The organism is Flavobacterium suzhouense (assembly GCF_042684765.1).
Taxonomy (GTDB): Bacteria; Bacteroidota; Bacteroidia; order Flavobacteriales; family Flavobacteriaceae; genus Flavobacterium; species Flavobacterium suzhouense.
On record NZ_JBHUMD010000007.1, the window covers coordinates 29,380 to 52,536 of the forward strand.

Consider the following 23,157-nt stretch of genomic DNA (forward strand, 5'->3'; position numbering starts at 1 on the left):
ATAATTACTTAACCGAACAGATAGCCTGCCACATCTTCTATCTTGGCTACGAGTTTCACTTCGATCAGTGTATTTTTTAATGATATCTTATTGTATTTGGAAACAAAAATAGTTGAAAATCCTAACTTTTCGGCTTCCAGTATGCGCTGTTCTACCCTGTTTACCGGACGTATCTCGCCTGATAAGCCAATCTCGCCGGCAAAACAAAAATCTTTATTTACCGGAATATCTTCGTTAGAAGACAGTATTGCCGCTACAACAGCAAGGTCTATAGCGGGGTCGTCTACATTTATGCCTCCTGTTATGTTCAGGAAAACGTCTTTGGCACCCAGCCTGAAACCGGCTCTTTTTTCAAGAACCGCCAGTATCATGTTCAGCCTTTTTGCATTGTATCCGGTAGTAGAACGCTGGGGTGTACCATATACTGCGGTGCTTACCAGTGCCTGTATCTCAACCATAAGTGGTCGCATACCCTCCATAGTGGTTGCAATGGCGGTTCCGCTTAGCTCTTCCTCTTTGTGGGAAATCAATATCTCTGATGGGTTTGACACTTCCCTTAATCCTGTACCCAACATTTCATAAATGCCTAATTCGGCGGTAGACCCAAAACGGTTTTTTAGTGAGCGTAGTATGCGGTATACATGGTTTCTGTCACCTTCAAACTGAAGTACAGTGTCTACCATGTGTTCCAGTATCTTAGGCCCTGCAATGCTGCCATCTTTGGTTATGTGGCCTATCAGTATTACCGGAACATTGGTCTCTTTAGCAAACTTGATAAGCTCGGCTGTTGTTTCGCGTATTTGCGAAATGCTCCCCGCCGATGATTCTATAAAATCGGTATGCAGGGTTTGTATAGAGTCAATAATAAGCACTTCGGGGTCAATAGCCTCTATCTGCTTAAATATATTCTGGGTTTTGGTTTCGGTAAGTATGTAGCAGTTGTCGGCAGCAGGCGTAATCCTTTCGGCACGCATCTTTATCTGTTTCTGGCTTTCTTCACCCGATACATAAAGCGTTCGGAAGGGCAGCTTTAACGAAATTTGCAACAGGAGCGTACTTTTACCAATGCCGGGTTCACCACCTAAAAGGGTAAGCGATCCCGGTACCAGTCCGCCGCCTAATACACGGTTCAGTTCGGCATCACCGGTATCAAGCCTGATCTCAGCAGCCGAATCAATTTCGTTTATGCGTAGTGGTTTTGCAGCTCTTTTTACTTCACCTGTGCTTGGCTTCCATGCCTGTTTTTCTTCCTTCTGGATAATTTCCTCTACAATGGTGTTCCATTGCTTGCAGGAATTACATTGTCCCTGCCATTTGGCATACTGTGTGCCGCAGTTTTGGCAGAAGAAGGTCGTTTTTAGTTTGGCCATGAAATGATCTTATGTTTTTTTGGTTCTCAAAAATAATGAAAAGACAGAAGTTTTAAAGTTAAAATTATGTGGTTTGTTTATTTGGTTAAAAGAGAGAGACGTTGCATTGCAACGTCTCTACAGTGAAATTTTAACTTTCAATGATATCTATAAAGGATAAAGTTTTTTAAACTTAGCTACTTTGTAACTTAGTCACTCAGCAACTTTTATTTAAGATTATCCGCTTTTTCAAGCATCATGTCTTTGGTATATTCGCCTACTTCGCTATAGCCATAACCTTTCATATAAGCATTAACAGCTTTTTTGTTTTCTCCCATTTTCTCATAATACAAACCTGTGTAGTATTCGGCAAAGGTTGTTTTAGGATAGTTTTTAGAAGCAACATCGGATAGTAATTTCAGTTCCTCATACGCGCCATTTTTAAGGATAGCAGCCTCAATGGCTCTAAAGTCGTTAAGACGTACCGGAATTTTTACACCAAGGTCTTTCTGGATTACATCATATTTTTTAGTCAGGTAATCAACATAACCGGATTTAAGTGTAACTATCTTTTCCTGATATTCGGTAGAAGTGATAGGCTGGTATATAGAGAAGATATGATACATAGCTTCAGGAATTGCAAAAGGAACCAGTGAGTAATGCGAGGCATTCTTTATATCATCAAAATAATACTTAAGCGTAGGGCTTGGTGCTTTTTTAATATTCTCGTCAAGCGTTTTGATTTTCTTTTGCATTTTTGCCACATCGCCATCCGCAGTTGCCAGATAATAATATATAGGTGTTTTAATGTCGGCAAGCCTTCCTGCAAGATCTTCTTCCATTTCTTTAGGAAGCTCAGGGCTTAGGGCAATATAGGCGTTAAATAATGGATTTTCCTTATACAGGAAGAAGTTAATATAGCCGGCAGTAAGGTCATGGCCTGCAATAATCTTGAACGGAGAGATGCGGTATTTTTTCTCAACATACGGCATCATTTCTGTAACAATGAAGTCGAAGAATTTTTCGCTGAATTCATCTGGAAGTCCCGTTTCTTTTTCAACATGGCAGTCGGTCTTGCGCTCGTTGTTTCTGTTTTGGTTAATACCTACTATGATAACTTCCGGAAGGTCATTCCAGTACTCGGTATACGACAGCATACCGGAAAATGGGTCTACAAGGTAATCACCATCAAGCAGTACCAAAAGTGGATATTTTTTATTCTTGTTAGCCGGAGAATCATACGATGCCGGAGTAACCACGGTAATTTGTCTGTTTACTTTAAGTTTTTCCGAAGGGATGTCTTCATTAACCTTTTTTTGTGCAAATAAGGCAGTTGTAAAAAGTAAGAAAAAGAGTAAGGTTTTGTTTTTCATTGCTTTACGTGTTTTTTAGTAGAAACGCCAAGCAAGGTAACAATTATTTGCGTTTATAAAGTAAAGGCAACACTAAAAATGCGAGTGCTCCAAGACAAACTATCAGCCCGGTTTGTGAAGCCCAGGTAAGCCATCCGAATGCAGTTCCTGCTTCTTTAGGTATGGCATACAGTCCGAGTACTCCTGCAAGGGCTGCCGGGTAAACTCCAAATCCGCCGTTACTAAAGGTTACGGCAAGACTGCCTATAACGAAGCCCACACATACTACGCCAAAACTAAGTTGTGCCGTTTCAGGTATGGCAAAAATGGTAATGTAGAACATTAACACATAGCTAAACCATATATAAACCGAAAGGAACATAAAAGGCCATTTATTAGGCATTTTGGCTACGCTCAAAACACCTTCCATAAGTCCGGATATCTTTTCCTTAAGTTTCAGCAGCCATTTGTTTTTGCTGTACATATAAAAAAGGATAGCTCCTCCCATAAGGGCAACACAACAAATGCCGTATACAATTAGATTTTGATAAGGAATGGTTTGGGTAAGGTATTCTTTAAGTGTGCCAAACTGAAGTATAACAGTTCCGGCTACGCAAAACAATAACAGGAACAAGTCTACCACGCGTTCGCTAATAATAGTGCCAAGGCCTTTATCGAAGGGTACATCGCTGTAGCGTTTTAGTACCAATGCACGGCTTACTTCGCCACTTCGCGGAACGGTCATGTTCATCAGATAGGTAACACATACTGCACTGAAACGCACCATGAATGGGCTGGTGTATCCTATATGGTTAAGCGTATATTTCCAGCGGTAAGCACGGGCAATATGACCCGAAAGGCCAATCAGCATGGAAAGATAGATGTAGGTATAGTCGGCATTTTTAAAATACCCTTTTATCTCCTCAAACTGAGCAGGTGTAAACTGGTTATAAGTATATATAACTAAAAAAACTCCCACTGAAAGTGGGAGTAGTATACTTAAAATTTTGCTTAATTTCTTGTTCAAACCTAGGTAAGGGAATTGTCTTTTTCGTTAGGGAAAACCAATGTAGGCTTAAAGCTCTTGGCTTCTTCAAAATCCATGATACCGTAAGATATGATGATAATAATATCACCACGCTGTACTTTTCTTGCCGCAGGACCATTTAACGTTATGTCGCCACTGTTCCTGTTACCTTTAATCGCATAAGTTTCGAGACGCTCACCATTGTTGATGTTTACGATAGAAACTTTTTCACCTTCAATAATATTGGCTGCTTCCATTAACGCTTCGTCTATGGTAATACTGCCTATGTAATTTAAATCAGCTCCAGTCACCGTAACACGGTGAAGCTTGGACTTTACAACTTGAATTTGCATGGCGCAAAGGTAATCAATTTAATGATATATTGTCAATTAACCTAACATTGCTTAAAAAAACTGCAATAAAACCCCTGTAAGCCTTGTTTTCTTTAATGTTGGCAGGGATAAGATCGTCTTCAGCAGTAATCTCAAAATAGTCCATTTTAAATTCAGGACGTGCTTCAAAAGCATCGTAAATATGTTTTTTTACATCTTCAATGCTATTGTTGCCAAATAGTTGCTTTGCTTCCTGAAGTATTTTGTATATAAATGCAGCTTTCTCTTTATCCTCGTCAGATAACCTTTGGTTTCTTGAACTCATGGCAAGACCATTCGGTTCGCGGCTGATGGGGCAACCAATAATATTTATTGGCATTGCTTCTTTTTCAACCATCTTTTTTACAATTTGTAATTGCTGAAAATCTTTCTCGCCAAAGTAGGCATTATCAGGAGTTACAATCTCAAAAAGTTTTTTTACAATAGTGCCTACGCCATCAAAATGCCCTGGGCGGTGTGCGCCTTCCATTTGATTTTCAAGTCCATCAAACGAAAAATGACCTGAAACAATATTGCCTTCATACATTTCATCTACCGATGGGGCGAAAATCAGAATCTTGTCACTTACCGTTTTTACTTTTTCGGCATCAGCTTCCAGTGTCCTTGGGTATTTTTCCAGATCTTCGGGGTTGTTGAACTGGGTAGGGTTTACAAAAATGCTGATTACGGTAATGTCGTTTTCGCTTACCGACTTCTCTAATAACGAGAGATGCCCTTTATGCAAGGCACCCATTGTAGGTACAAAACCTATGGTCGATCTTTTGTTTTTGTAGTCTGATAAAAATGTAGTTAAATCAGCTTTTTTGTTGAAAATGAGCATTAGTAGTATATTATATTCGAAGCAAAATTAATATAATAGTTATAAAATGCGCAAAATTGTTTAATTTTGCGTGTTTTAACACCTTTAGAAATTATATAAGTTTTAACATGGAGGATAAGAGGATATTGTATGTATCATCTGAAGTAGTGCCTTATTTGGCTGAGAATGAAGTTTCTTTAATGTCATATGATGTACCGAAAATGATCAATGATCAAGGCGGACAGATAAGAATATTCATGCCGAGGTATGGTAATATTAATGAGAGAAGGCATCAATTGCATGAGGTAATCCGATTATCAGGGATGAATTTGGTGGTAAACGATATGGATATGCCCCTGATAATAAAAGTGGCTTCAATCCCTAAAGAGAGAATACAGGTTTATTTTATAGATAACGACGAATACTTTAAGAGGAAAGCGACTTTCAGCGATGAAGACGGAGTATTATACCCGGATAATGATGAAAGAGCTATCTTTTTTGCAAAAGGGGTAGTCGAAACAGTAAAAAAACTGAATTGGGTGCCGGATATCATCCACGTACATGGATGGCTTGCAGGTATGCTTCCGGTATACATGAAGCATTATTATAAGAACGAAGCACTTTTTGCTGATACAAAAATTGTAACATCGGTATACGGACAATCTTTTGACGGTACTCTGGATAACGATATGCTTAAAAAAGTATTGTTTGACAATGTGCCTGAAAGCGATGTGAAGATGCTTGAAGTTCCTGATTATAATAATGTTATGAAGGCTTCGATAGCACATTCTGATGGTGTTATCATAGCGTCTGAAAACCTTTCTGATGAATTAGTGAAGTTTGTTGAAGCTTCAGGAAAACCATTCCTTCCGTATGTAGGCAAAGATAAATTTGCAGAGGCGTATACTAATTTCTATAGAAATCAGGTTTTATAGTAAATCTAAAAAAAATATAATGACGAATAGTTCATTTCTAAAGAAACTCGTATTTGCTTTAACGGCGTTTAGTGTTGTGCTTTTTGTGTCGTGTGACGACGACTTTAATCTTTTAGGGGCAGATGTTATCGATGGCGACATCCATAGTGATATGGAAAGAGAAGAGGTAAGTGTTGTTGCTTATGACAGACCAACAGGTGCAGTTCAGGCAAATAACATGACACAGAACCAGCTTGGGGTTTATGATAATCCTGTTTTTGGTAAAACCGTTTCAAATTTTGTTACCCAGGTGGTAATGGCTTCTGAAAACCCAACACTTTATGAACCGGTTGTAGATTCAGTATATTTATATATTCCTTATTATACGACTGCAAAGGAAGCGGGCGAAGACGGGGAGACGATTTATGAATGGGGGAATAGTCTGAATACTTATATTTTTGGCGATCCTGAAGCTAAGTTCAATCTTAAGATATATCAAAATGGTTATTACTTAAGAGATACTGATCCGGGAGCGACTGATAATACGCAGCGTTACTTCTCTGATGACAAAGCTATGGTAGAGAACATGGTTGTAGGTCAGCCATTGTTCGAAGGAGATACTACATTTAGCCTAAAAGAAGTGCGAATTGACGCTAAAGTAACCGGTGATGACGGAAATGTTACTGATAAGGTGGTTGAAAGAAAAAAACCGGGGTTATATATTCAGTTTGACCCAGCGAGGTTTAATGAATTGTTCTTTAGCCAGGCTAACAGAGGAAACCTTATTAATAATACTGTCTTTAAAAATTATTTCAGGGGGCTTTACTTTAAAGTTGAACAACTTGATAAGGCTGTAATGAATATCCCTGATTTTGCTTCGGGAACCATTACGGTTAAAATGCGTGATTATGAAGCGCTGACTTCAGGTACAACTGCCGGACCTGATCTTGAAAAAGGGCTTATCAGAAAAACAGTTACCTTTAACCTTAAAGGGAATACTATAAACTTTTTTGATAATACATATAATACTGATTTTAATACTGCTGTATCTAACTCCGATGTTACATTAGGAGATGACAGATTGTATTTAAAAGGTGGTGCCGGATCAATGGCTGTTGTTAGCTTAAATGATGCTAAAATCAATGAGCTTATACAAACTATTGGAAAGGGTGCGGGTAACAATGTTCTTATAAACGAGGCTAATCTTGTTTTTTATGTGGATAATAATGCTGAGAACGGAATGGGTGGAAATGCTAGTAGAAACGTTGTTGCTCCATGGCGTTTATACTTGTATGACCTTAAAAACAGGAAACCTATAATTGACTATTCGATGGATGCGACTACTTATCAGAGTAACCCTAAATTGGATAAATATAATTTTGGAGGTATCATCGATACCCTTAGCGATGGAAGGATAGCTTATAAAATAAGACTTACCAATCATATCAAAAACATTATTAAAGGCGATTCGACCAATGTTAAGCTAGGTCTTGTCGTTACTGATAACATTAATATTATAACCAATTATAAGCTTAAAACACCTTTTACTGAGGGAGATATCCAGGTTAAAGATGTTCCTTATTCTTCTGTGCAAAATTTGTTGGGAACTAAACTATATGGAAGCAATGTTCCTGCGGATGGTAACGGAAGTGAAAAAAATGGTGTTAAGCTTGAAATTTATTATAGCAAACCTAAAGAATAAACGTTATGTGTGGAATTGTAGGCTACATAGGTCATAGAGAGGCCTATCCTGTAATCATAAAAGGTCTTAAAAGACTTGAGTACAGAGGGTATGACAGTGCCGGTGTTGTTCTTTATGACGGTACCGACCTTAAACTTTCAAAAACGAAAGGAAAAGTATCTGACCTTGAAGCAAGGGCAGAGAAAGAAATATCATTAAATGGTTCTATTGGTATAGGGCATACACGTTGGGCTACACATGGTGTGCCTAATGATGTGAATTCACATCCGCATGTTTCTAATTCTGGTAACCTTGTGATTGTTCACAATGGTATTATCGAGAATTATGAGCCACTTAAAAAAGAGCTTATCAACAGAGGATACGTATTCCATTCGGATACAGATACCGAAGTATTGGTAAACCTTATTGAAGAAGTTAAGAAGCAGGATAATCTTAAGCTTGGTAAAGCCGTTCAGGTGGCGCTTAACCAGGTGGTAGGTGCTTATGCTATTGCTGTATTCGACAAAGAAAGACCAAATGAGATTGTTGCTGCCCGTTTGGGTAGCCCATTGGCAATTGGTGTTGGTAAAGACGAGTTCTTTGTAGCATCTGATGCTTCACCATTTATTGAGTATACTTCAAATGCTATTTACCTTGAAGATGAGGAAATGGCAATTATAAGACTGCATAAACCTCTTAAGATAAGGAAGATTAAAGACGATACTTTAGTTGATCCTTATATTCAGGAGCTTCAAATGAACCTTGAGCAGATTGAAAAAGGAGGTTATGACCACTTTATGCTTAAAGAGATCTATGAGCAGCCAAGTGTTATTAAAGATACATATCGCGGAAGGCTTCATGCCAATGAAGGACTTATTAAAATGGCAGGTATTGAAGATAACCTTCAGAAGTTCCTTAATGCTGACAGGATACTTATCATTGCCTGTGGTACTTCATGGCACGCGGGTCTTGTAGCTGAGTATATTTTTGAAGAATTTGCACGTATTCCTGTAGAAGTTGAGTATGCATCGGAATTCCGATACAGAAACCCTATCATCAGGCCAACGGATGTAGTTATCGCAATTTCGCAGTCAGGCGAGACAGCTGATACCCTTGCGGCTATAAAACTGGCTAAAGAGCAGGGAGCATTTGTATTTGGTGTGTGTAATGTGGTAGGTTCTTCAATCTCTCGTGAAACACATGCAGGTGCTTATACTCACGCAGGTCCTGAAATTGGTGTGGCTTCTACCAAAGCATTTACTACACAAATTACAGTGCTTACGCTTATTGCACTCCGTTTAGCACAGGCTAAGGGAACCATGAATAATTCAGACTTCCACAGATACCTGCAGGAACTGGAACTTATCCCTGAAAAAGTCGCCGAAGCTTTAGAGACTAACCTTGTAGCACAGACTATTGCAGCCGTGTATAAGGATGCGCCTAACGCACTTTATCTGGGTAGAGGTTATAACTTCCCGGTAGCACTTGAGGGAGCTCTTAAACTAAAAGAAATATCATACATTCATGCGGAAGGTTATCCTGCGGCTGAGATGAAACACGGACCTATCGCACTTATTGATGAGCATATGCCGGTATTCATTATCGCACCGCAACAGGAGCACTACGATAAGATTGTAAGTAACATACAGGAGATAAAATCGAGAAGCGGAAAAATTATTGCTGTGGTAACTAAAGGCGATACTCAGGTAAAAGCCCTAGCGGATCACGTAATCGAGATTCCGGCAACTTCTGATGCTTTATCGCCACTATTGACTACAATACCACTACAATTACTTTCTTACCATATTGCGGTAATGAGAGAGTGTAACGTAGACCAGCCAAGAAACCTGGCGAAGTCGGTTACGGTAGAATAATCATTGAAAATATAAAATTGAAAAAGCGGTTAAGGTAACTTAGCCGCTTTTTTATTTATTCAATTTCCTTCTTATCTTTAATTTTAAATCAAAACTTATGTTTTTTGCCATTTTCCTTGTAATTGCTGTAATTGTCGGCTTTTACTTTTATTATACATCTAAACCCAAAACGGTAAAAACGTTTCCGACGGAGTGGGAAACCCTGTTGCAGGAGCATGTGCGCTTTTACCATGACCTGCCTGAAGAAAAACAGCCTGAATTCCGCGAGCGTATCCTTCAGTTTTTAGGTGAAACTTATATCGATGGGGTTGGTCTTGAAATTAACGATCTGGATAAGCTATTAATTGCTTCAAGTGCAGTAATACCTGTCTTTGGCTTTGCCGAATGGCACTATTTTAACCTTACAGGTGTTTTACTGTACCCGGATTATTTTGATGAAGATATGCAGTTTGCCAATTCTGATAAAGACCGCAATATAGGAGGGCTGGTAGGCAGCGGAAGGTTTGAAAAGAAAATGATACTGAGCAGAAAGGCGCTCTATGCCGGTTTTGATAATACTAGCGATAAAAATAACACAGGTATTCATGAATTTGTACATCTGATCGATAAAATGGATGGCGCTACCGATGGCATTCCTGAGTTACTTTTAGGGCATCAGTATGTAATTCCATGGGTAGATTTAATGCACAAAACCATGGAAGAAATTAACGATGATGAATCGGATATACGAAAATATGCAGGAACAAAACAGGCTGAATTCTTTGCTGTGGTATCCGAATATTTTTTTGAGCGTCCCGACTTATTGCAGACTAAACACCCTGAAATCTATACAATGCTGGAGTCTTGTTTTTATCCTAAGAGATAAAAATCATGACTCTGACAATGAGAATTTTATTAAAAAAAATCTTAAAATCAGCTCATTTGCCTGCTTCTGATGGTTATTATAGATGCTTGTCTTTTAAAAACAGGTTCCTTAAAGGTTAATATGTTTGTAATTAGGGGTTTAATTTTAATTTTTGTCTTTTAAAATTCGCCTTTTTGGAAAGGCTTATTATATATGGGTAGAATTATTCTGTCGAATTATTCGTATGTTTGATAGTTAACTAAATTAAACTATTAAACTATGAATCAAAAATTATTAGACATTTCGCCCGGCTTTGGCTTTGGTGTCGGTCGTTTTTTGAATCTTAAAGGCACTATAGGACGACTTTGCCTGTTGTTGCTTTTAAGTTTCATTTCAACGGTTGGCTACGGGCAGTTGGCTACTCAAAACTTTGATACCGGTATACCAGTCACATGGGCTCAGGCAAACAATGGTGTTGGGACAACAGCTTACACTACCTCTCCGGATGGTTATCTGGGAAGTGCCGGGGCGGCCTTTATTGACCCCTCAGCGGAAAATATCGGAAACGGAAACACTGCAAGATATTTTCTAATCACGCCACAAATAAATGTGCCTACTAACAGTGAGCTTCGTTTTTTTACAAAGCAATCAAGTACTACTGATTATGGTAATGTTTATGAGGTTCGTGTTTCTACCGCACTCCCTACCGATATAACAAGTTATACTACTACACTTGCATCATATACAGAAGCACAGCTAAGTAATGGTAATGTTTATGAAGAAAAGGTAATTCCTATTCCGCCCACCATTCAGGGACTTAATATTTATGTTGCATTTGTATTGGTTAATAACCAAAATGCGGCAACGCCTAATGCTGATACCTGGTTTATAGACAATGTTAACCTCCAAACGGCACAGGTTTGTAATCCTGTTGTGGCAACTACAATTACAGCTTCTGCAATTTCTATAACAGGAGCAACAATAAACTGGACTCATCCAACGGCTACCCAGTTTCAGGTTATTGTTCAGGATGCCTCTTTAGCTGCTCCGGGAGCTTCGGCAGTAGGTTCTGTTGTAACAGGTGCAGGCACTTCATTTTCCTATCCTGCTACGGGTTTGACAGGTGGTACCGCTTATAAGGCTTATGTGAAAGCCATTTGTTCACAATCCAGCAGTGCCTGGATAACGACCTCGGGCACTACATTTACAACGGCACTATTGGGGTCGGCTTGTTCAAATCCTATCATTATTCCTGCAAACGGAACAACATACACTTACACGAACAACCTAAGTAACTTCCAGAATGCATCTGTAACTTATGCGAATCAGGGCTCAAGTTGTCTTTCTCCATCACTAACGGCAAATTACCTTAATGGTGCTAAAGCTTTCTTTTCATACACACCAACCCAGAATGGTGTAATTACTGTTACAAACATGACTACTGCCAATAGTGGGCAAAACGGTTTTAACCATATAACCGGGGTGTTTGTTTATGAAGGATGTTCTAATGTAGGTGTACAATGTTTAGGAGGTAATAATACCTCTGCAGCGGCAACTCCTAAGTCTATTCCTAACCTTTATGTACAGGCGGGGCAAACCTATATTATAGTTGTTTCTTCATCGTTAGTTGCTAACGCAGGTATTATATTTACGCTGACGGTTAAGACAGAAGCTTGTGCTCCACCGGCAGTTTTTAAGTATAAAAACTTATTGCAAAATAGTGTTAGATTTTCGTGGGATAATCCGGGGAATCTTTACAATACATGGGAGTACAGGGTTCAGACTTCGGGATCGGCAGCGCCAACAGCTTCTTCTACCGGAACCCAAACTACTACTAACATAGATAACTTTATCAATACAGGTCTTGCTGCAGGTACAGCATATGATCTTTATGTTCGTACGGTATGCGGAGGTGTTCCGGGTAACTGGAGCACAGCCTATAAATTTACTACACAGTGTACTACTTTTAATACGCCATATTCTCAGGATTTTGCAACGGCTACGGCATCTGCTCCGGCTCCCTGCTGGACTGCCATAGATGCTAATAATGATGCGGTTACCTGGTCGTATTTAACACAATCGGCAACGATACTAACAAGTACATTCCAGAATAATAACAATGATTATTTTGTAAGTCCACAGGTTGCCTTGAGGCAGGCAGCACAACGGTAAGTGTAGTTGTCAATGCGCTTGCAGCACCGGTAACAGCATTTAGTTACCCGACACCAAGCTGTATCAACTCAGCTGCTACACTGGAACCAACACTGGATGCTCTGTTTACAAGAGGCGGATCGTTCAGTTCATCAACCCTGACAGTTGATGCTGCAACAGGAGCTATAGATCTTACAACGGCAACAGAGGGCACCCACGATATCGTGTACACCATAACAGCTGATGCTACGCAGTGTATTGATGGCGGAACCTTTACGGCTACGATAGAGCTTGTAGCAGGAGTAACGCCGGTGACTACATTCAGTTATGAAGAGAGTTATTGCAATGGCAGTGCCAATGCGTTCCCTGATACAGTAGCAGACTTTACCGCAGGAGGCACATTTACCTCTACTACAGGTTTGGTTATAAATGCCACAACAGGAGAGATTAATGTAGCTAATAGCACACCGGGTACCTATACAGTTGTTTATACTATTGAGGCAGATGCTGACACATGTAATGCAGGAGGCTCACACAGCTTTACGCTTACCATCGCAGGAGGCCTTGAGGCAGAAGTGTCTCAGGAATGCAGGGACAATAACAGCTGGGTGTTTGTTACCGCTGTAAACGGCTCGTTTGATGCTGAAGCAGCAAGCTATGTATGGAAAGACGAATCGGGAGCTACGGTAGGCACCGACGCAGGACTTAACCTTACAGCCTATGCAGTTGCAAATGCTTCGGAAGAACTTCCGTTAACCTTTACGGTAACGATTACATCGGGCGACTGCTCATCTGAAATCATGTATGAGATATACAATATCATGTGTGATGTTCAGCGCGGTATCTCACCGAACGGAGATGGCATGAATGATAACCTTGACCTTACAGGTACAGGAGTTAAGAGTGTTGTGATCTTTAACCGTTATGGTAAAAAAGTATTTGAGCATGGGTTGGGCTATACCCCCCAGTGGCATGGCCAGGACAACAGCGGTAATGAGTTACCTGACGGTACATACTTCTACAGTATCGAGAATGGCGACGGAAGCAACAAAACAGGATGGATTTACATCAATAAATAATATTGCTGATTTAGAAGAGATTTCCCCTTAAATATTCAGGAAATATATTCGAGAGTTGAAGAGGGCTTGTCTGAAAAGACAGCCTTCTTTTATTTGTTATATATTAAGGTGTGCTATTTATGATAATACTGCAGTTCGTTTTAAGAGAAGCTTTCGCTTAGGTGTATGAATTCATCAATACGGTTAAGTGCTTAACGCACATTTAGAAGCGGATTTTTAAAAATCCGCTTTTTTATTGAAAAAAATGCATTTCTAGGGTTGCATAATTCAAGTAGAAAAAACTATCTTTGCACTCGAAAAATTAGGTTTTTTCGTAAAACGTAAATAGCTGTTTAATAAATACATAAGCAATGTCTAAAGTAATAGGAAAAGTTGCACAGATCATCGGGCCGGTAGTAGACGTGGTGTTTAACACCCAAAATGCTGAGCTTCCTAAGATCTATGATTCATTAGAGATCACTAAAAAAGATGGTTCAAAATTAGTACTTGAAGTACAGTCTCACATTGGTGAAGATACTGTTCGTACTATCTCGATGGACTCTACTGACGGTTTAAGCAGAGGTCAGGAAGTTACCGGTACAGGAGCTCCTATCCAAATGCCAATCGGAGGAGACATCTACGGACGTTTGTTTAATGTTATTGGAGACGCTATTGACGGTCTTGGTGATTTACCAAAAGACGGCGCTAACGGTTTACCAATTCACCGTTCGGCTCCAAAATTCGAAGATCTATCAACTTCATCAGAAGTACTTTTCACAGGTATCAAAGTAATCGACCTTATCGAGCCTTATGCAAAAGGTGGTAAAATTGGTCTTTTCGGTGGTGCGGGTGTTGGTAAAACAGTACTTATCCAGGAGTTGATCAACAATATCGCAAAAGGTCACGGTGGTCTTTCTGTATTCGCAGGAGTAGGTGAAAGAACACGTGAAGGAAATGACCTTCTTCGTGAGATGCTTGAGTCTGGTATCATCAAATATGGTGATGACTTTATGCACTCTATGGAGAATGGTGGTTGGGACCTTACAAAAGTAGACAAGCCTGGTATGCGCCAGTCTAAAGCTACATTCGTATTCGGTCAGATGAATGAGCCACCTGGAGCTCGTGCACGTGTTGCACTTTCAGGTCTTACAATCGCTGAGTACTTCCGTGACGGAGCTGGTGAGGCACAAGGAAAAGACGTACTTTTCTTCGTAGACAACATCTTCCGTTTTACACAGGCAGGTTCTGAGGTATCTGCACTACTTGGCCGTATGCCATCTGCGGTAGGTTACCAGCCTACACTTGCAACTGAGATGGGTGCGATGCAGGAGCGTATTACTTCAACTAAAAAAGGTTCAATTACTTCAGTTCAGGCGGTATATGTACCTGCGGATGACTTAACTGACCCGGCACCGGCTACAACCTTTGCCCACCTTGATGCTACAACGGTACTTTCTCGTAAAATTGCTGAGCTTGGTATCTACCCTGCGGTTGACCCTCTTGATTCAACTTCAAGAATCCTTACTCCGCAAATCCTTGGTGATGAGCACTACAACTGTACACAAAGAGTAAAAGAAATACTTCAGAAATACAAACAACTTCAGGATATCATCGCCATCCTTGGTATGGAAGAGCTTTCAGAAGAGGATAAATTAGCAGTATCACGCGCTCGTCGTGTTCAGCGTTTCCTTTCTCAGCCGTTCCACGTTGCTGAGCAGTTTACAGGTATCCCTGGTGTTCTTGTAGATATTAAAGACACTATCAAAGGATTCAACATGATCATTGACGGTGAGCTTGACCACCTTCCTGAGGCGGCCTTCAACCTTAAAGGTACTATCGAGGACGTTATCGAGGCAGGTCAGAAAATGTTAGCTGAAGCATAAACTAGTTCAGTGTTCCGGGTTCAGTGTTCCGGGTTGGCTTAACGTCACCTATAACTCGAAACCCGCAACCCGCAACTCAAAACTAAAACTATGTTATCATTAGAAATAGTATCTCCGGAAGGACATTTATTTAAAGGAAACGTTACTTCGGTAACTGTTCCGGGTGTAGATGGTGAATTCCAGATGTTAAACCACCACGCTAATATCGTTTCGATACTGGCTGAAGGTAACATCAAGATCGCAGTTGCTGACTTTAAAACGACTACTGATTTTTCAGAGAAGTTCATCAAGTCAGAAAAAGACCAGAAATTCCTTTTGCCAATAACTTCAGGAACGCTGGAACTTAAAGACAACAAAATTATTATCCTGGTAGGTTAATCCTCCATGAAATATAAATTAGAAGCCCTATACTTTGTGTAGGGCTTTTTTTGTTATAACAGGTAAAAATACTTAATGGGATGATGAGTTTATTTTGTAGGTTTGAGGCATGACAAACCGTATACTTTTATTTTTCACACTGCTTATAGTTGCAACAGGATGCTCAACCTCTAAAACAGTTGTGGGTATTTATACGAGCAGGGGACCATCAAGTATGGAAACATTAAGTTTAATGTATTCGAAAGGATATTTTGAATTTTTGTATGATTTTGACGATTATATAAAGCTAAAAATCGACAACGACAGTACTTTTGTTTATAGTATAAAAAAGAAAGATTATCCTGGAAGATGGAAGGTTAAAGGTAAAACTCTTATTTTGAACTATACTGACGCTTCGAGGGAAGATCTTCAGCTTAAAATACGGAATAATAAGCTTTATAATATTACTGAGGAGACATTATGTAAAAGTAAACAGAAAATGATGCGTTTAATGTTACTAGAGAAAAAAGAAGAGCAGTAGTTGTTCATCTCCAAGAAATATAAATTAGAAGCCCTATGCATTGTGTGGGGCTTTTTTTGTTAATATTGTGGTATGGAAAACAATTCGGACATTATTATTAGCGAGGGCAGGAGACCTTTCTGGCAAGTTGCTATAGCTGGATTATGTTTTACGGGAGCAATAGTGGCTATAGGTTTCTTTATTTTAGGGTTGTTCTATACCCACGGTGATGATGTTAAAGGGTCTGTTTCCACACTAAAACTATCTCTTTTTTTATTTCTTGCAGGAGTCCGGTTCTCAGTGGTTAATAATGTATGCCTTGATTTGATTAACAGCAGGTTCAAGAAAGAAATGTCGGTAGGGATGTTTCGCTTTGGTAAATGGGAAAGCCTGCCTAATGTAGAATATGTGTGTGTTTTCAGACAATCATGGAGTAAAGACGGTGATGGAGACGGACAAACTGATTCATCAGGTATTACCTATGATGTGAATGTATGGTATAATACCTCTAAGCACTTTACTATTTATAGTAATCAGGAACTTGCTCCGGCCTATGAAATGGCAAAGCACATCGCTGTAAAATTAAATGCCGATTTCCTTGATTCCAGTGTGCCTGGTGATAAAAAATGGGTGGAGTTGTAATGCTGAAAGATGTTATTGATTTTAAATATTTGCAGCTACTAAAATTACATGTGCAATACATAAAACTATTCCTGTAATATTCAGATATGCTATTTTTCGGTTTTCAATGCCTTTTGCGTTAAACAATGCAATACTATGAAATATAAGGTAAAGAGGTGTGGTAAGTATAGTGTATATGAATAGGTCATAACCTATCCATGCTGCTTTTACATTGGTAATCATATAATATCTGTCATACCATAGGTAAATATAAAAGAGATACATAAATGTAACTATAACCAGTTGTAGTTTGAATTTCTTTTCTGCTATGGAGTATAAAGCCCCAAATCCTAAAACGCAAAAAGTTAAGATGATTACGAAGATCATAGTTTATTAGGTTCGTTTTCCGCAATATACTCCATAATATCGCCGGGCTGGCATTGCAGCACTTCACAAATGGCTTCTAACGTCGAAAACCGGATGGCTTTCGCCTTACCGGTTTTAAGGATGGAGAGGTTGGCTGTAGTTATGCCTACTTTATCGGCCAGCTCGTTAGAACGCATTTTCCGTTTAGCGAGCATTACGTCAAGGTTAATGATAATAGGCATGGTTATATCGTTAGTTCGTTTTCTTCCTGTAAATCGTTTCCGTAGTCTAAAAGTCTGCTGATAACGATGAGCGCCAGCGAAAGGATGATAAGGCCAATGTTGAATTCGGTATCAGGATATAGCTTATACATTTCAATAGGATTTCTTATTCCGGGCTGTAGTGATTCTACTTTTATGTATTCATAATAGTTTTGTATTATAAGGCACAATATCCAGTTGATTACCTGATAACACAATATGGCATTGCCAACAATCCATAGACGACGAGATACAGCATAGCTGAATGAGAAATCTTTCGTTAAAGCCCTGAAGAACATACTGGACGACCATAATACAAAAAGGATGGTAAAAAGTAATAGATAGTTTTTTGTAGCAAGCAAAAGCGTAAGCTTAAGATCCTTTGGTTTTAGTATAATATATCCTTCTGCTTTCAGAAAGGCAATATTGTCGAATTCTTTATTGATGAATTTATTTCCATCATGCATGGTTAACGAATCTATCGTTAGGGTTTTGCTATATGTTGTGTCTTTAAGGATATTGTTAAACATTTGGCGTGTTTCGGTGTCGGAATGTTTTGTCACACCAATCTGCCCACTTTTACTTCTGTCAGCATTATGATACGTAATTGTGCTGTCACCGGGCTGGTTCAGTTGGATTTTTACAGGGACTGAATAGCCATAATTATGATTAGGGAAAGAGACTAATGAGGAAGGTGGTTTGACAAAAATATCACACATTATAATATGGATACTAAATAGTACAGCAATTATAAATATAGCGGTTGTTATAATATAAAGCCTTGAAGCCAGTCTGTTTTTCTGTTTCATGGTTATATCGTTAGTTCGTTTTCTTCCTGAATAAATTCGCCTTTTTCGGTTATGTGGGCCAGCAGTAATATCAGTTTCCCTAAAAGGTATAATAGCAGGAATGAGGGCAACTGTCGGAAGAATATAGTAACATCAAAATACAATACTGCCGTAGTGCAGAATAAAATGTATCTTGACTTTGCAAAAATGATAAATGTACTCCCTGCTCTGCGAAATTCATTCCCCTGGGTATGGTAAAACATTTTTCCTTTTCTAATGCTTATAAGGCAATTGCATAAGCGGGTTACGCCCACAATAGCATAAACCAGCAGTGCAGAATAGACAACGCAAAATGCAATCGCAAACCATTTGTTGTTAACGTCAGGCACGGCAGAGGTTATGGGAGTGAAATAATCGTAAAAGAAATCTTTTATCAGGGCAGTCTCATCATTTGAAATAAACAGGTAAGCATACCCAATGTAATAAAGAATCATGCCTGCAGCAAAAGTTATAACGGCGCGCAGGGCAAGGATAATGATGTTTAGGTGATGTTTCATGATTATACGGTTAAGTCGTTTTCTTCTTTGAGATTCTTTGCCCATTGGAATACGCCTGATAAAACCTCGAAGAACAATCCCAAGGCGAATATGAAGATTAAATCTATTATAAAATCTAAGTCAATTGCTGCTTCTCCTTGTGTTAGTCTGAATGAAACTGAGCCAATGATTAGTAACAAACCACCCCCATATATGATACGGCCTATTTTTTTAAAGTAGGTTATTACGGAAGTGTCAAATACTTTCTTTTTTTCGAACAGGATCAGGATCTGTTTGAAAATATAAAGCGCATATAAAAAGCAGGCAAAACCTGCGATGACTATGAACAGAGTCAACTTAGAGGCTACAGAAATGTCTTTTGCCATTTCGCCATCAATCTTAAAAGGAATGCTCTCCGGCATCACAATGGATAATACCATAAAGGGTATTAAAAAGAACATCACAATAAGTGAAAGTGCAAATAGTATTTGGACAAGGAATTTTAAAGTGCGTAATTGTGTCATGGATTATTTGGTTTATTGCTTAATCAATGCAAATATAAATAAATTATCGATAAACAATAATTAATATCTGAAAAACATAAAAAAAATCCTTTTAAGCAGTATGCCCAAAAGGATTTTTTATTCGGTGTATAGTATGTTATTGGCGTACTATCTTTACGGTTCTCGACTTATTGTTTTCGGCAGTCATGGTCAGGAAGTACACTCCCTGAGCAAGTGCGCTAAGATCGGCCTGTTTTATGCCATCAGGATTTTTTTCTATTGCTATAATTTTCCCCAGGGCATCGGTAATGGTCACTTCAGATACATTAGTGCTGCCTTCCAGTGCAACAAGTCCTGTTGTGGGGTTAGGATAAACTGAAAGTGCTGAAAGGCTATTCTCATTAGTGCCAAGTGTACCTACGGTAAAGGTTTGCGCAACGGTTTCTCCGTTGTATTCGGCTTCCCATGTCCAAACACCATCCATATTAGGGCTAATAAGCCAGTACCAGTAAGATGAAGAATAATACGTATCAAAAGTGAAAGCCCAATTGCCGGCCAGTGTTCCATTTGGTCTTCGTATTCTCAGGTTTATGGTTGTGTCCGGCTCCTGATCTCTCATATATATGGCAGCATAAACGGTATCGCCTGATGCAAAAGTAGTACTGATATTTGCCGATTCAATTTCAGGACAATCATTAAAAGCAGGAGGTGCAGTATGGGTAAGCACTGCGTTAACATTGGGTTCTGTATAGCCCTGTTGGGTTTCCCACCATGAAGATGTATTCAGGCTGTTACAATTGCCTGTAAAAGGATCTATCAGTGCTCCTTCGGCATCATAAACCTCAAAGTGCAGGTGTGGCCCGGTAGAGTTTCCGGAGCTTCCCACTTTGCCTAAAAACTCTCCTTTTTCAACGCTGTCCCCAACATCTTTAGAGGTTAGCGTAGCACTTTTCATGTGTCCGTACCACGAAATGCTTCCGTCTTCATGAAGTAAATAGATTGCATTCCAGCTTCCTCCGCCCATAACACAGCTTTGGTCAAAATGCCCATCGTCCTTGAAGATTATGATTCCGTCTTCGGCTGCAATTACTTCTGCCTGTTCTTCATCCATCATCTTCCATGAAAAAGGCCAAAGATAGATGTCGGTTCCCATGTGCCCGTCATACGTCCTGTTACCGCAGTTAAAATCAATAAGGTCAGAAGAGCTGCTGTGGTCTACATAATTGGATATCCCCCATACCGAGTTGTAGCCAAAACCTTCGGTCTGTCTTACCGGCCAGATAAATGAAGGAGGCAAAGGGTTGTCTTTTTTGATGTTTTTTAAAGTCTTTTTCAGTAAATCTTTCTTTTTTTCTAAAATTTCCTGAATGCTTATACGCTCACTTTCGGTAACACAACTAACTTTGTTGGGATTAAATACATATTCGCCTCCATTAGGTCGCGGAAATGTTTCCTGAGCATAACCATTGAGTAAAGCAATGCCGCATAGCATTGTGAGTAAAGTTTTTTTCATAAAATGATTAATTGGTTGCGGTATAAATATAATAAAAGCAGATGAAACAATTACCTACATCATTATCCGAAAAGTTGTTGCAGCGTAAAGCAGGCAATGCACTGCGAAAACTTACCGAGACTGATAACAGTGTCGACTTTTCGTCGAATGATTACCTCGGGTTTGCCGGATCGTCTGAGATATTTAACGCAGCACACCATTACCTTCTGGATAATCGCATTGCTGTAAACGGGGCTACCGGCTCACGGCTTATATCGGGTAATCACAGTCTGTATGCTAAGGCTGAAGAAACGATTTGCAATTATCATAAAGCCGAAAGTGCACTTATTTTCAATTCGGGTTATGACGCTAATGTGGGACTATTTTCGTCTGTACCGCAAAAGGGCGATATTGTCCTGTATGATGAGTACATCCATGCCTCTATTCGTGATGGTATGCGATTGTCATTAGCAAAAGCTTACAAGTTTGCACACAATGACCTCTCTGATCTGGAGAGGCTGCTTGAGAAGTTTACAGGTGAAGGGAATATGGGTGAATTGTACATAGTAACCGAGTCGGTTTTCTCGATGGATGGTGATAGCCCCGATTTAACGGCAATGATAGCGATGTCCGAAAAGTACAAGGCTAACCTTATTGTGGATGAAGCCCATGCGCTTGGAGTTTTTGGCGCAAAAGGTGAGGGCCTGATACAGTCGCTAGGTTTGAAGGATAAGGTTTTTGCACGGGTAATGACTTTTGGTAAGGGGTTAGGTTGTCACGGAGCAGCAATATTAGGTTGTTCGCAGCTAAGGGAGTACCTGCTGAATTTTGCCCGAAGTTTTATCTATACCACCGCTTTACCGCCGCATTCGCTGGCAACAATTATTACTGCCTACGATTTTATGGCAAATAACCCTGAAAGACAAAAATCGCTAAAAAATAGCGTCAGTTTTTTCAGGTCGGAAGTAGAACGCCTAAAGCTGAAAAGCTTTATCTACAGTGACTCTGCCATACATTGTGTAGTAGTGCCCGGTAATGAAAAGGTAAAGAATGTAGCGTTAGTCTTACAGCAGGAAGGCTTTGGTGTTAAGCCTATACTTTCGCCTACAGTACCCGAAGGGCAGGAGCGACTGCGTTTTTGCCTGCATAGTTATACTACTAGAGAACAGGTAATTCAGGTTTTAGAGCTTCTTACTGCTCACCTTTCTTCATGATTTTTTTTACTTTAGCGTCAGTTGCCTTGCTTTTGGCTTTTTCGACCTGGGCTTTAGCTGTTCTTCGCTCGCGTTTTTTAAACCAGTCACTATCTTCCTCGCCAAACAGATAAGCATACGGCTGAGTGTCGGGGCTTAACTCAAACAGTTTTTTTAGTATGGCTATGGTAGGGATAATAAGTATCATACCTGTAACTCCCCAAATAGCACCACCAACTAATAATCCGATAAAAGTAATAAGCGCATTGAGGTTTACATTACTTCCTGTAATTTTTGGAGTCAGGAAAGCACCTTCCAGCAATTGAATGAAAATAAATGATACTGCAACTGCCACAGGGTAAAACAGGCTGTCTTTAGTCATCAGGGCGAAGGTAAAAGGCAATATAACCCCTAGTGAAGGTCCCAGATAAGGTACTATATTGAGCATACCTGCAAGCACTCCAAAAAAGATAGCGTGCTTAATGCCAAGGGCAAACAGCACTCCGGTATTTACCACCGCTAATATCAGCATTACTTTTCCGGCTCCTGCTATATAGGCATGCACTATCTTGCGGATAGAAGTGAGCTTTTCCAACAGGAAATTGTTGTCCTGTTTACTGAATACTTTAGTGACAAAAACAGCGAGGTGGTCGCGGTAAATGAGCAGGAAAAAGATAAATACCGGCAGTAAAAGTATATCAGAAAGAGTTCCCAGGGTTTTAATGATCATTTGGGTTGGCTTAGTGTTTTCCGGCTGAACGATCTCTACCGCCTTCTTCATCTCAAAGCCATTTGGCATTCCAAGGTCAAAACCAAAATGATCTGTACTCCATTTGTTGGCAGTTATTACAAAATGGTTGATTTTTTCATTAAGTCCGCCACCAAGGTCGTCCATAAAACCACGAACCTGCATGTAGATGAAAAATACAATGCCTCCTATAACGGCAATAAAGGTTAAAAGGCAAATGGCAGCACTTATGGAACGTGGAATCTTGCGGCGTTCGAGCGCATTGCATGACGAGGTTAGCAGCATGGCAATATAACCCGAAACAAGAAGGGGTACTAACAGTTTTTTAGCCATTATCATAAAAAAGATAATAATAATGATAAGCAGTGCTATGTAAACAGTTTTTATGTAGTTGGGTACGCGTAAGGTTTCCATATCCTGAGAAAATGTGTTAATTTTCAAACTTTTCC

General features: G+C 39.6%; 23 protein-coding genes. 11 read left to right on the forward strand and 12 right to left on the reverse strand.

Annotated features, from left to right (window positions below; genetic code table 11):
* Nucleotides 1–8: 8 nt before the first annotated feature.
* From radA to panC, 5 genes are all read right to left on the reverse strand, one after another.
* Nucleotides 9–1,370, reverse strand: coding sequence for a DNA repair protein RadA (gene radA, locus ACFSR3_RS05475; protein ID WP_114758490.1), 1,362 nt, complete (start codon nucleotides 1,368–1,370; stop codon nucleotides 9–11).
* A gap of 206 nt (nucleotides 1,371–1,576) precedes the next feature.
* Entirely contained in the window at nucleotides 1,577–2,722 is a 1,146-nt protein-coding gene (locus ACFSR3_RS05480; RefSeq protein WP_379820073.1) for an alpha/beta hydrolase, read from the reverse strand.
* Between the two features lie 43 nt (nucleotides 2,723–2,765).
* Complete coding sequence (locus tag ACFSR3_RS05485; RefSeq protein WP_379820074.1) at nucleotides 2,766–3,728, reverse strand: lysylphosphatidylglycerol synthase transmembrane domain-containing protein; 963 nt, start codon at nucleotides 3,726–3,728, stop codon at nucleotides 2,766–2,768.
* Between the two features lie 2 nt (nucleotides 3,729–3,730).
* Entirely contained in the window at nucleotides 3,731–4,081 is a 351-nt protein-coding gene (panD, locus tag ACFSR3_RS05490; protein ID WP_114758493.1) for an aspartate 1-decarboxylase, read from the reverse strand.
* A 13-nt stretch (nucleotides 4,082–4,094) separates the two neighbouring features.
* Nucleotides 4,095–4,940: a pantoate--beta-alanine ligase gene (gene panC / locus ACFSR3_RS05495; RefSeq protein WP_379820075.1), complete on the reverse strand. Its 846-nt coding sequence runs from the start codon at nucleotides 4,938–4,940 to the stop codon at nucleotides 4,095–4,097.
* A 107-nt stretch (nucleotides 4,941–5,047) separates the two neighbouring features.
* On the opposite strand from panC, the gene ACFSR3_RS05500 reads away from it, so the two are divergent.
* From ACFSR3_RS05500 to ACFSR3_RS05545, 10 genes are all read left to right on the forward strand, one after another.
* Nucleotides 5,048–5,854, forward strand: a complete 807-nt coding sequence (locus ACFSR3_RS05500; RefSeq protein WP_114758495.1) for a glycogen/starch synthase — start codon at nucleotides 5,048–5,050, stop codon at nucleotides 5,852–5,854.
* A 19-nt stretch (nucleotides 5,855–5,873) separates the two neighbouring features.
* Nucleotides 5,874–7,535 (forward strand): DUF4270 domain-containing protein, encoded by a 1,662-nt coding sequence (locus ACFSR3_RS05505; RefSeq protein WP_379820076.1) that lies wholly within the window; start codon nucleotides 5,874–5,876, stop codon nucleotides 7,533–7,535.
* 5 nt (nucleotides 7,536–7,540) lie between these two features.
* A complete protein-coding gene (gene glmS, locus ACFSR3_RS05510) occupies nucleotides 7,541–9,388 on the forward strand; it encodes a glutamine--fructose-6-phosphate transaminase (isomerizing) (RefSeq protein ID WP_379820077.1) in 1,848 nt (615 codons plus the stop codon).
* A 97-nt stretch (nucleotides 9,389–9,485) separates the two neighbouring features.
* Nucleotides 9,486–10,253, forward strand: coding sequence for a M90 family metallopeptidase (locus ACFSR3_RS05515; protein WP_379820078.1), 768 nt, complete (start codon nucleotides 9,486–9,488; stop codon nucleotides 10,251–10,253).
* A gap of 258 nt (nucleotides 10,254–10,511) precedes the next feature.
* Nucleotides 10,512–12,404 (forward strand): choice-of-anchor J domain-containing protein, encoded by a 1,893-nt coding sequence (locus tag ACFSR3_RS05520; RefSeq protein ID WP_379820079.1) that lies wholly within the window; start codon nucleotides 10,512–10,514, stop codon nucleotides 12,402–12,404.
* A 203-nt stretch (nucleotides 12,405–12,607) separates the two neighbouring features.
* Complete coding sequence (locus ACFSR3_RS05525; protein WP_379820080.1) at nucleotides 12,608–13,462, forward strand: T9SS type B sorting domain-containing protein; 855 nt, start codon at nucleotides 12,608–12,610, stop codon at nucleotides 13,460–13,462.
* Nucleotides 13,463–13,812: 350 nt separating this feature from the next.
* Nucleotides 13,813–15,324, forward strand: coding sequence for a F0F1 ATP synthase subunit beta (atpD, locus tag ACFSR3_RS05530; RefSeq protein WP_114758501.1), 1,512 nt, complete (start codon nucleotides 13,813–13,815; stop codon nucleotides 15,322–15,324).
* Nucleotides 15,325–15,414: 90 nt separating this feature from the next.
* Nucleotides 15,415–15,702, forward strand: a complete 288-nt coding sequence (locus ACFSR3_RS05535; RefSeq protein ID WP_114758502.1) for a F0F1 ATP synthase subunit epsilon — start codon at nucleotides 15,415–15,417, stop codon at nucleotides 15,700–15,702.
* Between the two features lie 109 nt (nucleotides 15,703–15,811).
* The gene (locus ACFSR3_RS05540; protein WP_379820081.1) at nucleotides 15,812–16,222 is read left to right on the forward strand and encodes a hypothetical protein; all 411 of its coding nucleotides are present in this window, start codon (nucleotides 15,812–15,814) and stop codon (nucleotides 16,220–16,222) included.
* Between the two features lie 72 nt (nucleotides 16,223–16,294).
* Nucleotides 16,295–16,843, forward strand: a complete 549-nt coding sequence (locus tag ACFSR3_RS05545) for a hypothetical protein (RefSeq protein ID WP_379820082.1) — start codon at nucleotides 16,295–16,297, stop codon at nucleotides 16,841–16,843.
* Nucleotides 16,844–16,864: 21 nt separating this feature from the next.
* On the opposite strand, the gene ACFSR3_RS05550 is transcribed toward ACFSR3_RS05545, so the two are convergent.
* The 6 genes from ACFSR3_RS05550 to ACFSR3_RS05575 all read right to left on the reverse strand — a co-directional run bounded on the left by ACFSR3_RS05550 (nucleotide 16,865) and on the right by ACFSR3_RS05575 (nucleotide 20,788).
* The gene (locus ACFSR3_RS05550; RefSeq protein WP_379820083.1) at nucleotides 16,865–17,209 is read right to left on the reverse strand and encodes a hypothetical protein; all 345 of its coding nucleotides are present in this window, start codon (nucleotides 17,207–17,209) and stop codon (nucleotides 16,865–16,867) included.
* Nucleotides 17,206–17,430 (reverse strand): helix-turn-helix domain-containing protein, encoded by a 225-nt coding sequence (locus ACFSR3_RS05555; RefSeq protein ID WP_379820084.1) that lies wholly within the window; start codon nucleotides 17,428–17,430, stop codon nucleotides 17,206–17,208. Before ACFSR3_RS05555 ends, ACFSR3_RS05550 begins: the two co-directional genes overlap by 4 nt.
* 2 nt (nucleotides 17,431–17,432) lie before the next feature.
* Nucleotides 17,433–18,257, reverse strand: coding sequence for a DUF2975 domain-containing protein (locus ACFSR3_RS05560; protein WP_379820085.1), 825 nt, complete (start codon nucleotides 18,255–18,257; stop codon nucleotides 17,433–17,435).
* A 2-nt stretch (nucleotides 18,258–18,259) separates the two neighbouring features.
* Complete coding sequence (locus ACFSR3_RS05565; RefSeq protein ID WP_379820086.1) at nucleotides 18,260–18,793, reverse strand: hypothetical protein; 534 nt, start codon at nucleotides 18,791–18,793, stop codon at nucleotides 18,260–18,262.
* 2 nt (nucleotides 18,794–18,795) lie between these two features.
* The gene (locus ACFSR3_RS05570) at nucleotides 18,796–19,296 is read right to left on the reverse strand and encodes a DUF2975 domain-containing protein (protein ID WP_379820087.1); all 501 of its coding nucleotides are present in this window, start codon (nucleotides 19,294–19,296) and stop codon (nucleotides 18,796–18,798) included.
* A 136-nt stretch (nucleotides 19,297–19,432) separates the two neighbouring features.
* Complete coding sequence (locus ACFSR3_RS05575; protein ID WP_379820088.1) at nucleotides 19,433–20,788, reverse strand: peptidoglycan DD-metalloendopeptidase family protein; 1,356 nt, start codon at nucleotides 20,786–20,788, stop codon at nucleotides 19,433–19,435.
* 41 nt (nucleotides 20,789–20,829) lie between these two features.
* Between ACFSR3_RS05575 and ACFSR3_RS05580 the strand changes: the two genes are divergently transcribed.
* The gene (locus ACFSR3_RS05580; protein ID WP_379820089.1) at nucleotides 20,830–21,981 is read left to right on the forward strand and encodes an aminotransferase class I/II-fold pyridoxal phosphate-dependent enzyme; all 1,152 of its coding nucleotides are present in this window, start codon (nucleotides 20,830–20,832) and stop codon (nucleotides 21,979–21,981) included.
* Here ACFSR3_RS05580 and ACFSR3_RS05585 read toward each other — a convergent pair.
* Nucleotides 21,959–23,149, reverse strand: coding sequence for an AI-2E family transporter (locus ACFSR3_RS05585; protein WP_379820090.1), 1,191 nt, complete (start codon nucleotides 23,147–23,149; stop codon nucleotides 21,959–21,961). The genes ACFSR3_RS05580 and ACFSR3_RS05585 overlap by 23 nt on opposite strands.
* Nucleotides 23,150–23,157: the final 8 nt, after the last annotated feature.

What these genes read in the sequence shown, in the direction of transcription:
- ACFSR3_RS05540 (WP_379820081.1), top strand. Translation starts at nt 15,812, where the DNA reads ATGACAAACCGTATACTTTTATTTTTCACACTGCTTATAGTTGCAACA.
- radA (WP_114758490.1), bottom strand. Translation starts at nt 1,370, where the DNA reads ATGGCCAAACTAAAAACGACCTTCTTCTGCCAAAACTGCGGCACACAG.
- ACFSR3_RS05550 (WP_379820083.1), bottom strand. Translation starts at nt 17,209, where the DNA reads ATGATCTTCGTAATCATCTTAACTTTTTGCGTTTTAGGATTTGGGGCT.
- glmS (WP_379820077.1), top strand. Translation starts at nt 7,541, where the DNA reads ATGTGTGGAATTGTAGGCTACATAGGTCATAGAGAGGCCTATCCTGTA.
- ACFSR3_RS05480 (WP_379820073.1), bottom strand. Translation starts at nt 2,722, where the DNA reads ATGAAAAACAAAACCTTACTCTTTTTCTTACTTTTTACAACTGCCTTA.
- ACFSR3_RS05555 (WP_379820084.1), bottom strand. Translation starts at nt 17,430, where the DNA reads ATGCCTATTATCATTAACCTTGACGTAATGCTCGCTAAACGGAAAATG.
- ACFSR3_RS05515 (WP_379820078.1), top strand. Translation starts at nt 9,486, where the DNA reads ATGTTTTTTGCCATTTTCCTTGTAATTGCTGTAATTGTCGGCTTTTAC.
- ACFSR3_RS05575 (WP_379820088.1), bottom strand. Translation starts at nt 20,788, where the DNA reads ATGAAAAAAACTTTACTCACAATGCTATGCGGCATTGCTTTACTCAAT.
- ACFSR3_RS05580 (WP_379820089.1), top strand. Translation starts at nt 20,830, where the DNA reads ATGAAACAATTACCTACATCATTATCCGAAAAGTTGTTGCAGCGTAAA.
- ACFSR3_RS05545 (WP_379820082.1), top strand. Translation starts at nt 16,295, where the DNA reads ATGGAAAACAATTCGGACATTATTATTAGCGAGGGCAGGAGACCTTTC.
- ACFSR3_RS05520 (WP_379820079.1), top strand. Translation starts at nt 10,512, where the DNA reads ATGAATCAAAAATTATTAGACATTTCGCCCGGCTTTGGCTTTGGTGTC.
- panD (WP_114758493.1), bottom strand. Translation starts at nt 4,081, where the DNA reads ATGCAAATTCAAGTTGTAAAGTCCAAGCTTCACCGTGTTACGGTGACT.
- atpD (WP_114758501.1), top strand. Translation starts at nt 13,813, where the DNA reads ATGTCTAAAGTAATAGGAAAAGTTGCACAGATCATCGGGCCGGTAGTA.
- ACFSR3_RS05505 (WP_379820076.1), top strand. Translation starts at nt 5,874, where the DNA reads ATGACGAATAGTTCATTTCTAAAGAAACTCGTATTTGCTTTAACGGCG.
- ACFSR3_RS05500 (WP_114758495.1), top strand. Translation starts at nt 5,048, where the DNA reads ATGGAGGATAAGAGGATATTGTATGTATCATCTGAAGTAGTGCCTTAT.
- ACFSR3_RS05560 (WP_379820085.1), bottom strand. Translation starts at nt 18,257, where the DNA reads ATGAAACAGAAAAACAGACTGGCTTCAAGGCTTTATATTATAACAACC.
- ACFSR3_RS05535 (WP_114758502.1), top strand. Translation starts at nt 15,415, where the DNA reads ATGTTATCATTAGAAATAGTATCTCCGGAAGGACATTTATTTAAAGGA.
- ACFSR3_RS05570 (WP_379820087.1), bottom strand. Translation starts at nt 19,296, where the DNA reads ATGACACAATTACGCACTTTAAAATTCCTTGTCCAAATACTATTTGCA.
- panC (WP_379820075.1), bottom strand. Translation starts at nt 4,940, where the DNA reads ATGCTCATTTTCAACAAAAAAGCTGATTTAACTACATTTTTATCAGAC.
- ACFSR3_RS05565 (WP_379820086.1), bottom strand. Translation starts at nt 18,793, where the DNA reads ATGAAACATCACCTAAACATCATTATCCTTGCCCTGCGCGCCGTTATA.